At 70.0% G+C, this 12,363-nt stretch carries 12 protein-coding genes and 1 tRNA gene; 6 read left to right on the top strand and 7 right to left on the bottom strand.

Annotated elements, in window-relative coordinates; genetic code table 11:
- Position 1 precedes the first annotated feature (1 nt).
- On the bottom strand, positions 2-529 hold the full coding sequence (locus ACEZDG_RS13670) for an FHA domain-containing protein FhaB/FipA (RefSeq protein ID WP_380507745.1): 528 nt from the start codon (positions 527-529) through the stop codon (positions 2-4).
- Positions 530-539: 10 nt separating this feature from the next.
- A complete protein-coding gene (locus tag ACEZDG_RS13665) occupies positions 540-1,508 on the bottom strand; it encodes an FhaA domain-containing protein (protein WP_380507742.1) in 969 nt (322 codons plus the stop codon).
- Between the two features lie 507 nt (positions 1,509-2,015).
- Here ACEZDG_RS13665 and ACEZDG_RS13660 point away from each other — a divergent pair.
- The 3 genes from ACEZDG_RS13660 to ACEZDG_RS13650 all read left to right on the top strand — a co-directional run bounded on the left by ACEZDG_RS13660 (position 2,016) and on the right by ACEZDG_RS13650 (position 4,045).
- A tRNA-Leu gene (locus tag ACEZDG_RS13660) sits at positions 2,016-2,098 on the top strand.
- 341 nt (positions 2,099-2,439) lie between these two features.
- Complete coding sequence (locus ACEZDG_RS13655) at positions 2,440-3,201, top strand: ATP-grasp domain-containing protein (protein WP_380507739.1); 762 nt, start codon at positions 2,440-2,442, stop codon at positions 3,199-3,201.
- A 649-nt stretch (positions 3,202-3,850) separates the two neighbouring features.
- Entirely contained in the window at positions 3,851-4,045 is a 195-nt protein-coding gene (locus ACEZDG_RS13650) for a hypothetical protein (protein ID WP_380507737.1), read from the top strand.
- Positions 4,046-4,139: 94 nt separating this feature from the next.
- Here the strand turns inward: ACEZDG_RS13650 and ACEZDG_RS13645 are convergent, their stop codons facing one another.
- Positions 4,140-4,694 carry a hypothetical protein gene (locus ACEZDG_RS13645; RefSeq protein ID WP_380507734.1) on the bottom strand — a complete coding sequence of 185 codons (555 nt, stop codon included), beginning with the start codon at positions 4,692-4,694 and terminating at the stop codon, positions 4,140-4,142.
- Between the two features lie 179 nt (positions 4,695-4,873).
- On the opposite strand from ACEZDG_RS13645, the gene ACEZDG_RS13640 reads away from it, so the two are divergent.
- Together ACEZDG_RS13640 and ACEZDG_RS13635 are read left to right on the top strand one after the other, a co-directional pair.
- Positions 4,874-5,917, top strand: a complete 1,044-nt coding sequence (locus ACEZDG_RS13640; RefSeq protein WP_380507731.1) for an ArsR/SmtB family transcription factor — start codon at positions 4,874-4,876, stop codon at positions 5,915-5,917.
- Positions 5,918-6,560: 643 nt separating this feature from the next.
- Positions 6,561-6,866: a hypothetical protein gene (locus ACEZDG_RS13635; protein ID WP_380507728.1), complete on the top strand. Its 306-nt coding sequence runs from the start codon at positions 6,561-6,563 to the stop codon at positions 6,864-6,866.
- 399 nt (positions 6,867-7,265) lie between these two features.
- Here ACEZDG_RS13635 and ACEZDG_RS13630 read toward each other — a convergent pair whose 3' ends face one another.
- The 3 genes from ACEZDG_RS13630 to ACEZDG_RS13620 all read right to left on the bottom strand — a co-directional run bounded on the left by ACEZDG_RS13630 (position 7,266) and on the right by ACEZDG_RS13620 (position 9,811).
- The gene (locus ACEZDG_RS13630; protein WP_380507725.1) at positions 7,266-8,462 is read right to left on the bottom strand and encodes a barstar family protein; all 1,197 of its coding nucleotides are present in this window, start codon (positions 8,460-8,462) and stop codon (positions 7,266-7,268) included.
- Positions 8,463-8,576: 114 nt separating this feature from the next.
- Positions 8,577-9,269: a hypothetical protein gene (locus ACEZDG_RS13625; protein ID WP_380507722.1), complete on the bottom strand. Its 693-nt coding sequence runs from the start codon at positions 9,267-9,269 to the stop codon at positions 8,577-8,579.
- Positions 9,270-9,313: 44 nt separating this feature from the next.
- Entirely contained in the window at positions 9,314-9,811 is a 498-nt protein-coding gene (locus tag ACEZDG_RS13620) for a YfbM family protein (protein ID WP_380507719.1), read from the bottom strand.
- Positions 9,812-9,957: 146 nt separating this feature from the next.
- Here ACEZDG_RS13620 and ACEZDG_RS13615 point away from each other — a divergent pair, with 146 nt between their 5' ends.
- On the top strand, positions 9,958-10,296 hold the full coding sequence (locus ACEZDG_RS13615) for a hypothetical protein (protein WP_380507717.1): 339 nt from the start codon (positions 9,958-9,960) through the stop codon (positions 10,294-10,296).
- A 202-nt stretch (positions 10,297-10,498) separates the two neighbouring features.
- Here ACEZDG_RS13615 and ACEZDG_RS13610 read toward each other — a convergent pair whose 3' ends face one another.
- Positions 10,499-12,157 (bottom strand): RICIN domain-containing protein, encoded by a 1,659-nt coding sequence (locus tag ACEZDG_RS13610; protein ID WP_380507714.1) that lies wholly within the window; start codon positions 12,155-12,157, stop codon positions 10,499-10,501.
- Positions 12,158-12,363: the final 206 nt, after the last annotated feature.

Raw genomic sequence — 12,363 nt, 5'->3', positions numbered from 1 at the left:
ACTACTTCCGCAGCTCGATGACGGTCCTGCCGATGCGGATGGCCGCCCCTGGCTGGAGCGGGGTCGGGCTGGTCAGCCGGGTCCGGTCCAGGTACGTGCCGTTGGTGGAGTTCAGGTCCTCGACGATCCACTGCCCGCTCTGGTCGGGGTAGATCCTGGCGTGGCGCGAGGACGCGTAGTCGTCGTCCAGCACGATGGTCGAGTCGTGGGCCCGGCCCAGGGTGATCGTCTGGCCCTGCAGCGCGACCGTGGTCCCGGCCAGCGAGCCCTGGGTGACCACCAGCTGGGTGGGCGCGCCGCGGCGCGGGCGCTGGCCCTGCTGGCGGTTCTCCCGCTGCTGCGGCGGCTGCTGCCGCCCGGTGCCGGAGGCCCCGGCGGCGGCCGGGGCGCCGCGGCGCGCGGTGGCGGCGCGCTGGACCACCTTGGTGCCGAACAGGTCGCTGCGGATCACCTGCACCGCGACGATGACGAACAGCCAGAGGACGGCCAGGAAGCCCAGCCGCATGACTGTGAGGGTCAGCTCTGACATGTGGAGCGGGTCACCCTTCGGCTTGCCGGTAGACGATCGTGGTGCTGCCCATGATGATCCGTGAGCCGTCGCGCAGCGTAGCGCGCTGGGTGTGCTGCCCGTCGACCACGATGCCGTTGGTGGAGCCCATGTCGAGGACCACGGACGGGCTGCCCATCCGGATCTCGGCGTGCCGGCGGGAGACACCGGGGTCGTCGACCCTGATGTCGGCCTCGGTGCTGCGGCCCAGGACCACCACCGGGGTGGAGACCTGGTGCCGGTCGCCGTTGATCTCCAGCCAGCGCCGGGTGGTGGTCCCGGCCGGGCCGAAGCCGGAGCCGGGGAGCGGGCGGACATTGCCGCCGCCGGCGCCGGGAGCACCCGGAGCGCCGGGGCCGCCCGGGCTGCCGCCCGGCACGGCGGGGAAGGCCGGGGCGGTCGGCGGCGGGGGCGGCAGCTGCGGCTGCCACGCCTCGGCCTGCCTGCCCCCGTACGGCTGCGCCTGCGGCGGCTGCTGGGCCTGCTGGGCCGGGTACGGGGGCTGCTGCGGCTGGTACTGGCCCTGGCCCTGCTGGCCCTGGTGGCCGTACGGGTCGGCCGCGTACGGGTCCGGCGCCGCCGCCTCGGGGGCGGCCTCGACCCGGCTGCGGACCCGGTACAGGCCGGTGTCCAGGTCCGCGGCCTCCTCCAGGGCGACCTTGAGCGGGCCCATGAAGGAGTAGCGCTGCGCCTGGGCGTACTCGCGCACCATCCCGGCCAGTTCCCCGCCGAGCTGCGCGGAGTACGGGCTGAGCCGCTCGTAGTCGTGCGAGCTGAGCTCCACGATGAAGTCGTTGGGGACGACGGTGCGGTCCCGGTTCCAGATGCTGGCGTTGTTGTCGCACTCGCGCTGCAGCGCTCCGGCGATCTCCACGGGCTGCACTTCGGACTTGAACACCTTGGCGAAGGCGCCGTTGACGAATCCCTCGAGTCGCTGCTCGAACTTCTTCAGGGCTCCCACGGGGCACCCCCTTCCATCGGGCGTTCTCGGCCCGCCGTGCGGCTGCGCGGCGGCTGCGTACTTGTCGTCCTTACTGATCGTATCTACGCGGCGGGCCCGCGCGCGGTTCCTCGGCGCAGCCGGGCCGCACCGTGCGATTCCTCACGGTGCGGCGGCGGGAGCGTACGGGTTCCGCTTCTGTATGAAGAATGCCATCGGGGAGTGCCGGTCCGGTACGAGTCGGGGTGTGCAGGCTGAGACGTACCCCCTGAGGCGGGTGGTCATCCGCTGATCACCCGTTCGGCTTCGGCCGGCTTGCGCCCGCGGGGACGGCCCGGGGCCGGGCGCGGGGCGGGTGCGGGGGTGGTCCGGGGGTGGTCCGAGGGCGTCCGGGAGACCCCTTCCGACGTGCTAATGTTCTTCTTGTCGCAAGGCGCTGCCAAGGGATTCCAGGCAGTCGGAGGGCCGGTCGAGAACCGGTTTGAAGACACCGGGTCCCTTTCGGTAGAGTCAACGACATCACTCAATGCGCGAGTGGCGGAATGGCAGACGCGCTGGCTTCAGGTGCCAGTGTCCGAAAGGGCGTGGGGGTTCAAATCCCCCCTCGCGCACAGCGAAGCACCGAAAAGGTGCCTCCAGCAGGGACGAAAGTCGCTGAGGGAGGCACCTTTTCGCGTTGGCGGCAGTGGGGTGGGTGCGGTCGCCGGGGTCTGCGGGGTGGTTTCGGGCAGGGGTGGGCCCTGGTGGTCGGTGGTGCGGGGTTTCAGCCGGCGGCGGGTTCGAGGTGGCCGACCGGGGCCGGTGAGGGTGTCGAGCCAGATACTGATCTTGCGTCGGTCGGCGTGGGCGAGTGGGAAGGCCTGGGCGGCGATGCTGCAGCAGTGCCACGGCCTGGGACCGCGCGCAAATATCGGGTGGGACGACCGCTTGTCGTAGGTCATGATCGGTCCTTGTGACTCTCGTCCTGCCGCCCCGGCTCACTGACTCTGCCCAGGTCCTGCGTGAGGCAGCTCACCGCCGAGGCCTGCACACGGTGCAACTGCCCACCTTCGCCGTACCGGGTGACCTGCGCGCCGAGCACTTGCACGCCGGGCCCAGCTTCGCCGACGTCGTGGCACCCGCTCTCGGCGTCGCGCTGCTGCAGGCCCCCATGGACTGGCTGGCCCTGCTTCCTCGGGAGTTCACCAAGCGCGAGATTCACCTCGTACCGATCCGCGAGGCGTACGGCCTGCGTCGGCCCGCGTTCATCAAGTCGCCCAACGACAAGCAGATACCGGCGTTGGTCTACACCGACGGATCACGGCTCCCCGGCCCGGACGAGGTGGATCCGCACACACCAGTGCTGATCAGCGACGTAGTGGAGTTCGCCACCGAGTACCGGCTGTACCTGCTCGACGGAGCGGTGCACACCGGCAGCCGGTACGCCCGGCACGGGCGACTGAGTCTTGGACCGCTCGACGAGGACGCGGCGGCCTTCGGAGCGGAACTGCTGGCCGAATGCGGTGACACGCTGCCCTCCGCCATCGTCGTGGACGTGGGAGAGGCTCACGGCTGTTGGTCGGTGATCGAAGCCAATGCCGCCTGGGCAAGCGGCATGTACACCTCCGACCCGCAGCGGGCCCTGGACGTCGTACTCCGGGCCGCTGGACCTCACGGCACCGTCACATCCCGTGATCACCCATTCCTCCGCGCCCCCAGGGCCACTGAGGAATGAGGACGCTGGTGAGGGCCGGCCCGCTTCCGCGGTACACCGACAACGGGGAGACGATCACATTGAGCGGGGGAACCAACCCTCCAAGTCTGCCTCTTCGGACTGGCTGGCGACTTTCGCCGGTGTCCCACAGCGAAGCACGAGAAGGTACCTCCAGCAGAGACGAAAGTCGCTGAGGGAGGCACCTCTTCTCGTTGGCGGCAGTGGGGTGGGTGCGGTTTGGGAGTGCCGGCCCGCTCGATCGCTTCCTGCCCGGCAGGTTCATGATCCGCATGCACATGCTCCCCGGTACCCTCACGCGGCAGTTGAGGACTCGGGGGCCCGCAGCTGAGACCGCCCTCAGCCGTGCAGTCAACGTCGACAAGGAGGGGTGAGATGGGGTCTTCGCGACGAGCGGTACTGAGGTCAGTGGTCGGCGCGGGAGGGATCGCCGCCGCGGCGACGATCGGCTCGGCCGACTCCGCGGCGGCTGCGGCCACCACGGGCGCCGGCTGGTACGACGTCACGGACGCGCCGTACAACGCGACCGGGAACGGAACCACGGACGACACCGCGGCCGTCGGCGCCCGCACCCCAGACTGGCCCCGGGCCGGACAACCGCTCCGGCCTGGTCACGTTCGGCACCAGGGCCTCGGCCACGGCAGGCGCACAGGTGCACCTGACCTTCGGCACGCCGTTCGCCGTCACGCCCACGGTCATGATCACGCCGGCCAACGGCTCGACGGCCGGTCTGCTGTGCGCCGTGGGGTCCGTGTCCGCCACGGGGTTCAGCCTGTTCACCGGCAATGCTCCGGCCTCGGGTGAGCCGAACACCCAGTACGCGTTCTACTGGCAAGCGACGGACTGAAGCAGCGAGCAGGGCGTCCGCCGGCGCGGACGCCCCCTCCTTGCGGTGGCCCGGCCCGGGAGCGGCCCGCGACCGGGCTGGGCGAAGCTCGCTGCTACTGCTGAGCCCCGCTGACGTTCCAGGTCTGGTAGGAGTTGCCCGGGTTGCAGCCCTCCTCCGGGAATCCGTAGATGCCGATGCCGCCGTCCAGGCAGTCCCTCCCCCCGAACGTGAAGAACTGGATGTGGGAGTAGCCGTTGGACGGTGCGGACTGCGTCGACATGGCCCAGACCTGGCTGGGGTCGTTCCGGTTGCAGGTCGCGCCCTCCACATCGCTGGAGCCCGCGATCTGGGACGGACCCGTCCCCGCCCCCATGGCACGGAGGCAGATGTTGGTGCGGAAGGAGTTCTGGATGAGCTCGTAGGCGTGGCCGCCGGCATCCGGCGCGCCGTAGATCAGGTTCCACTCCTGCCGTTGCGCATTGGCACTGGTGCAGGGCTGCATGTTCGCGTAGAACGTGGAGAAGTCCACGGTCACGCACTGGCCCGTGTTGCTGTTCTGCAGGGTCCGGTAGTTCCACGTGATCTGGGCCTGCGCCGGCGCCACGGCCGTGGCCACGAGGCCGGCGGTTACGAGCGCCACAAAGGTGGCCATTCGGACACGTCGCATCTCAGCGATCCCTCCGATATATTTCGTGATTGCCCCTGGTAGGGCGGGTGCGTCGGCAGTTGCTGACGCACTTATGGTCCGGCCCGTCCGACCAGCCGGGCCAGCTCTTGCGCCAGGCCGCAAATGCCCTGGTGGAAGCGGAAGTTGACACCGAACAGGGATTCTCCGGGGGGCCGGTCTTGATACGCCTGCGGCTGACCGCCAGCGACATCGACCGGATCACCGTCGCCGAAAAACCCGACTTCGGCTTTGAACTCGCCCTCGGCGCGGACCTGCTGGCAGGCCGGATCCGCAGCGCCCGGCTGTCGCAGTGGCGCCGGGACGTGGCACGGGACTGGGACACCGGCATCGCGAAGCTCTTCGAGCTCTACACCCCCGACTACCTGCCCGCGTTCTTCCTCCACACCGCCCACCGCGACGACTCAGGACCCGGCACGACGGCAGTCGGCCCAGGAGCCGCATCCCACCTGCACGACCTGGCGCGGGCCCGCGCCCTGACCCCCTTCACCCGGGCCCTGGCCGACGGGCAGACCTCCGCCTACGCGGCCCTGGACCGAGGCATCACGGCCTTACAAACCCGGGCCCTGGACCCCTACCGCCGCAACGTGGCTTCCCTCGTCGCCACCGCCGGCGCCCAGGCCCGCGCCCACGCCGCGGCCTTCGGAACCCACGCCATGCTCCGCGCGGTGCACCCCAAGATCAGCTGGGACGGCTCGGTCCTGGCCCTGAACACCTTCCACGACTGCACCCAGTCCCTCGCCGGGCGTCCGCTGGTCCTGCGCCCCGCGGTCTTCGCCACCGGGATCAGCTACGACCCGCAACCGCACGCCGTGACCGTGACCTACCCGGCCACCGACGCACCCGTCGTGCGGGACCGCCGGCCGACCACCCCCGACCCGGCCCTGAGCGCACTCCTGGGACCCACCAGGGCAGCTATCCTCACCACGATCACCTGCCACCCCGCCACCACCACCGGGCAACTCGCCATCGCCCTCGGCCTGTCCGCCGCCACCACCTCCCGCCACACCACCGTGCTGCGCACCGCCGGCCTGATCACCACCATCCGCAACGGCCAAACCGTCCACCACACCCCCACCCGACTCGGCCGGGACCTGGCCACCGGCCCGAACACCTACTCCGGCCCCCATGCCCCTACCGGCCCGAACACCCCCTCCGGCCCCCATACCCCCTCCGGCCCCCACACCCCCTCCGGCCCGAACTGAACCCGCGCCGGGCGGTGGGCATGTGTGCCGTCAGCTACCCGTGAAAGGCCTGAGCCATGGTTGAGCCGTCCTCACCGAGGCCGTCGGCCTCGGCGAGCTGTACTACGTCGCCGACGGGGGAGTTCGGGCCGTCCTGCGGGCCTGCGAGGGCCGCGACCTCAACGCCGAGCTGATGCGCCACGCGCACAGGGCCCAGCGGAAGTTGCTGGCGGACTACCCTGACAGCGCCGTTCGCCAGGGCCGGCCTCGCCTGCCTCGGCCTTGCCCTTGAGACGGTTTCAGCCCCGATCGGCGCAGGTCGTCCGACGGACGTCCTGGCCGAAGCAGTGCGCGCCGCAGAGCTTTGGCCGCAGCCACTGCACCTGGCCGAGGCGAGCAGCCTGCGGGAACTCGAGCAGCTGTGCCAACAGGAAGCACGCGAGGACCTGCGATCCTCCGGAATCCCAGCTGTCCGCGAAAGCGCGGGGAAGAGAGCCCTCCAGTACCGCAGGCTCGCCCAATCACTCGGCTAACGGCGCCGGCGTGCCACCCGGGGCGATGCCGCAGCCGGCTCCAGGCTGCCGAGTACCTGCTCGAGTCGGTGCCCTCGCGCCACGATTTTTGACGTTGCTGGACTGCTTTCCGGCGCTAGGCTGCGTTGGCCATGGACCCGCACACCGCCCCTGAGCCGACGCGGCATGATCCGCAGCGCGGCGTGATCGTCACAGGCCCGGCGATCCGGCGGGTCTTCCGGGAGGTCATCGCCGACCGCCTGCCGGACCGGCGGCCACCGCAGCCGGCGCTGCTGTTCGGACCTGCGGATCCTTCATGGGACGACGACTTGGGATTCCTCGCCGACCTCTTCAACGAGATCCTCCATCAGGACACGTGCCAGCCCGACACCGCAGACGGAACGGCTCTGCTCGCTCCGGTCGTGCCTCCCGAACCTGCTGACTCGCTGGCCGGTTGAGTGCCCAGCGGTCCGGCTGGCACTCGCCGGTCTCGCCGCGGTCTTCCCTACGGAACGTACGCTGCCCGCCCTCTCTCCGCGCCTGCGGTACTTCGCAGACCAGAACCCTCCGGGCACCGACATCGGCGACTATGTACGCTTCGTCCTCGTGCTGGCTGCTCAGAAGGACGACCGCACCCTCGCGGCAACTGAGAAGTTGACCGACACCTACTGGCAAGGCACAGCGCGCGGAGCGCCGACGCGGGCACGAGCCCACCACTTGCTCGGCCAGATGCTGATGAGGGTGGGAACTGGGCTCACCCGGTCAGCGTGATGGCGCTTCTTGGATTTGGCTCCGATCGGAAGTCCGTGAATGATCCTGTGCCATCTTCAAGCGGCCCGGGATTGTCCGTCGCAACCTCACTGGAGCACGATGGTGACGCCCTTCTCGCGCAGGATGTTCACGGTTGCCTCGAAGTAGGACAGGCCGCCGAGGTGATGGAGGATGTGTCCGGCGAGGGCGTGGCGGGTGATGGCGGCGTGGTGCCACACGAGAGTGAACGGGGGCACGACGGAGGGTCCGCCGCACAGGTTGTCCTCCACCGCGTCCAGGTTCATGCCGTAGTTGGCGCCGGGGCCGAGCAGGGCTTCGCCCAGTGCCAGGAGCAAGCCGGACCTGTCGGTGGCGTGCTGTCCGTCCAGGTGGTACGTCCCGCCGGAGTGGCCGTGCAGCCCGTACGGGCCGACTCGGGTGAGGTTCAGCCAGGCAGACCGGCCCTCGGCGTCGAACTGTGCCCACTGGTTGGGCCGCGTGGGAACACCGCGGGACCAGATCTCCCAGACTGTGCGGGCGGCCAGGGTGGGTCGGTCGTGGCCAGGGTCGGTGATGGTGACGTCGATCAGGGTTCCGCCGAGGACGGATGGGCGAGCCTCGACGGTGTCCAGGCCGAGGCGGTAGTTGGCCATCGTGCGGCCATGGCGATCGAGACACCGGAGCGTGATCGGGTCGGCCTGCTGTGGAAGGGGATGACACAGCAGGGCCAGCAGTGGTGGGGCGGGTTCGCAGCCGATCAAGTGCACGGGCTGGGTGGGTCGGTGTGGGCGCGGGGTGAACAGGCCGTCAATGGAACGGCAACCGCCCGATGGGTTGTCTCCCCGGATCGAGGGGAACCAAAGTTCGAACCGGGGACTCGAAGGCAGTCGCCTGCCGCCCCGGAGGTCGTCGTATCGTGCGACGCCGGCGCCCACGACGATGTCCACGCGTCCGGGATCGCCCGGCGTGGGCCGCTGGGCCAGGACGGCCGTGTCCTCCAGGTCCCAGAAGAGGGCCGGCCCGCCGCTCGCGGGATCCGCGGGCTCGATCGAGAGCATTCCGTTCCCCAGCAGCCGCACCGGTTCGAGGTCGGCTGTCACTGCCTGGACCAGCAGGCTCTCGCGCGGGCAGCCGCGCAGTGTCAGGACTTCTCGCGGGAGCGCAGGCGCATCCGCGAACAGACCCTCGACTTCCGCGCACCGCCCCCACAGCACATCCCCCTCCTCGTCACCGGTATCCTCCTGAACCAGGAGATATCGGACCAGAAAGTCTCCCTCCCACCCCACATGTTCCTCAGACCGCATGCTTCTTCCCCTGCTAACCAGGCCGTCTTGGCGCGCCAACCCTACGGGCCGCCGCAACCGAAGCCCTTCGAAAACTGCAGGGCGTCGCCGCCCCCTTCAACCGCAACAGGCCGATCAGGCCTTCGTTTCGGCCGGGTCTGGGGCCTGGATGCTGACGCGGGACGAAGACGTGGATGCGCACACACCGGTGTTGGGGCTGGCTACCCCGGAGGCTGCCCGGCCCATGACGCCGCACCTGCGAACCGACATCGTCCCGATCCGCCGCACCCAGTGATCGGCGGGTGGCCCGCTCACCGTGCCGGGTGGGCCACCACTCCGACGCTCACAGTGACGCCATTTCCCAGCACCCGCCCGAGCACCGGTTCCCACCTGGACGTACCGTCCTGACGGAGATTCAAGGACCACGAACCAGTTCTCGGCCGACAGCCGACGCACCGCCCGCTCCACGCTCTCCTGGTCCGGGTCGCTGACCGGCAGGCCGACACACGACTGCAGTCCCAGCGCATCCGCACTGCGCAGCGCAGGCGGGACATGAACGACACCGGCCTGCGGGTCGAAGCAGATCAGCCCGCTCTGACCAGCCAGCTCGACGACGCGCGGCGCCACTTCTGCTGCCCGGCCCCACTGCATGGCCATGAGAACGCAGCCGTCGTCGACATCAAGGCCCGCCGACCACGGCGACGACTCGTCCCCCACATCCTCGACCTCGGGGAACTTGGCAACCAGCGCCGCGTAGAACCCGGCCACCGCCGCCGCAGCACGCGAGGGGCGCTCCCCCTCGAACCACACACCAAGATCAAAACTCACAACGTCCCCTGCACCCTTCAATCTCCAACGAATACGTCCGGCGCTCAGTCGAGCCAGAGGAGGATGCTGTCGCCGTCGGTTGCGGCAGCTTCGAAGAAGGCGGTCAGGAGCGAGAAACGGTCGCGGGCCCAGTCGAGGGAGGCCGGGGTGTCCCAGCCGAGCGGGTAGACCCCGGCTTCCTGGAGCTCCTGGTGGTGGACGCCGTTGACGAGATCGTCGTAGGTCGTGCGACTCAGCGTCTCGGCTGCGACACGTACGCGGTCGGCAGGCAGGAACCGGGGAGGTCCGTAGCCCCAGTCCTCGTCCGTGAACGGCTCCTCGCCGTGCACGATGTCGACGGGAAAGCCGCGGCGACGCAGGAGAAAGCCGAGCAGGTCCCACGTCTGGTGGGTGCTGAAGAGGCGGGCCTCGTGCGGAGGTGACCCGTCGCTCTCCTCGGTGTCCTGGATCTCCTGGGCGAATTCCAGCGCCCAGGCTGGATCCTGGAGGGCGCGGGCCAGTTCGGCGGGCTGCAGGCGCAGGTACTCCCCGATCATGCTCATGGGCCGCAGGCTATGCGGAGGGTGTGACACATCCAGTCGGTGGGGTCGCGGATGATGGGGGCGGTCCGGGTGGGCGGCTGTGGGGAGGGCGTATGTATGTGCGGTACCACGGGGTTGAGCGCAATCGGCGGGGGATGTTCCCTGGCGTGTTCGCGCTGACCAATGGGTTGGCGAGGCGTGGGCAGCTGACTGAGGAGCAGGAGCGGTTCAGGCGGTCCAGCAATGACTGGTTCGACGCGAACTTCGCCAATCCTGCCGATGTCGATCCGACGGTCTACGACCATGAGCTGAACCCCGGGGCGACGGCCTGGTTCAAGATGTCGGCGCGGCACTTGATCGAGCGCGTCGAAGGCTATCGGCAGCTGCTCCGCGCCCACGGCATCGTGTGTGTGGAGGCGCGGTCGCTGGACCCCGGAAGGGTCATCTACGAGGACGAGCACCAGGTGGTGGTCGTCCCCACCGCCCGGCCCGGCCGCCCGGGTTGACGGGCGGGCCGGGTGGCCGGGCGGCGGGCAGTTGGCGGGCCGGCCGGGGTCAGGATCCCCGCGAGGCACGGGCAGGGGCTTTGCGGATGGACACCGTCGGCGGCCGGGCGCGAGCCCCCCGTCCGGCCCCCGGCCGACCCCCGGCGGGTGCCGGCAGGTTCCGGGAAGTGGGGGGCTCGCGCCCTGGGCCGGGGCCCTGGGTTCAGCCGTGCAGGTAGACGATGCCGAGCTTGGTGAGCTGCCAGAGCTGGCCGGCCGCGCCGGTGTCCGGCTTGAGTTCGGTGATCGGGTTGCCGAGGGAGTCGCTGTCCGTGCTCAAGGTGGCGACCATCGCGGTGTTCTGCGAGTCCGCGATCTTGTACAGGCCGTTGCCCGCCGGCTCCAGCACCCAGTGCTGGTTGCCGCCGCCGTTGCAGCGCCACTGCTCCAGCCGGGTGCCCGCGGCGGTGGAGCCGCCGGTGGCGTCCAGGCACATGTCGCGGTTGCCGCTGAAGTCGAGCTCGTAGCTGCCGCCCGCCTTGGCCTCGAACACGAAGGACTGGTTCAGTCCCCCGTCCGCGGGATAGCTGATGGCCAGTCGGCCGTTGGTGCTGTCGCCGTAGCTGCCGCCCCCGGCGAAGTCGAGGACGTTGCCGCTCGCGTGGTTGGTGAGCTGGAACCAGGCTCCGTCGTCCGGCGCGTCGTCGAACGGCCGGCCGACGGTCAGCGGCTCGATGGTGGTGCCGTCGCCCTGGTCCAGGGTGCAGTAGGCCTCCTGCTGGGACGGGTCGTCGTAGAACTCGCCCAGGCAGTTGCCCTCGCCCTGGTATCCGGCGACCCGCAGGTGGAACGACTGCCGGATCTCGTTCTCGCACAGGCTGAGGATGCCGATGGAGTAGTCGCAGCCGTTGCGGGTGTTCTCGCTGAGGTCGATCACGTCGCCGTTGGTGTACTCGTACGGCGAGCTGGTCATCTCGGCGCAGACCTCGTGGCCGTAGGTGGACCGCCGCTGGTCCAGGAAGCGGACGCCGGGCACCGCCTCGGCGGCGGTCCGCAGCGCGTCCTCCAGTTGCGGGACCACCCAGTTGTGGCCCCAGGCCATGTCCTCGGGGAAGGCCGGGCAGCCCTGGGCGACCTTCGCGGCATAGGTGTTGCTGCGGATGTCGGGGGTGAGCGGGGTGAAGTACGACTGCATCACCAACTGGTAGGAGCCGTCCGGGTATCCGGCGTCGCGCATGGTCTGCCGGACGTCGGTGAGCGCGGCCTGCACCTTGGGGATCACCGCCTTGGCGCGGGCGGCGATGGTGGCGCTGCCGATGGTGTCGCGGCAGCCCTGGGACTGGGGGATCGGGAAGTACTGCCCGAGGCAGCTCTCCATGACCCCGCTGAAGTCGAAGTCGTCGTTGGCGCCGATGGTCACCACGACCATCTTCACCTGGTACTGCGCTGCGGTACGGGCGAGTTGGACGTCCTGCTTGGCCTCGCCGAAGTCCCCGCTGCCGCTCCCGGTGACCTGGGCCAGGGCCGGGTCGCTGACCAGGTCGCCGGTCTGCGCGCCGGAGCAGGCCAGGTCGACCGCGGTCAGGCCGGTCAGGCCGGTGTCGTAGATCTCCGAAAGCGGGTGCCGGTGACAGTAGTTGACGGGTCCGTCGGTTCCGGCGGTGTATCCGTCGCTGGTGTCGGTACCCGCGCCTTCTCCGGAGATGGCGCTGTCGCCGAGGGCGACGATGGCGGGGGTACGGGCTGCGGCGGGCGCTGCGGCGGGTACGGCTGCTGCGGCGGCGGGGGTGCTGGCGGCAGCGGGGGTGCCGGTCAGGGCGAGGGCTCCGAAGAGGCCGGCCGCGGCGAGCGCGGCGATTCTGGGCAGGGCTGTTCTGATCACACGTGGCTCCTCTGAGGGCAGGGGGTGCCGCCCGGCGGGTGGGCCGGGTGGTGTGCTGAACGGGGAGAGCTGGATCAGCCAGTGGCAGATGCTAGGTACCGGCGGGTAACAAAACAAGAGCAGTGCTCATCTTTTTTGATCGGACTCATGACAAGCGGAAACGCCGAACGCCCGCGGCCGGGAGGTCGGCTGCGGGCGTTCGGGGT

The organism is Streptacidiphilus alkalitolerans, assembly GCF_042511045.1.
Classification (GTDB): Bacteria; Actinomycetota; Actinomycetes; order Streptomycetales; family Streptomycetaceae; genus Streptacidiphilus; species Streptacidiphilus alkalitolerans.
Note: the sequence above shows the minus strand (reverse complement) of the source record. Positions and strands in the feature narration are given on the sequence as shown.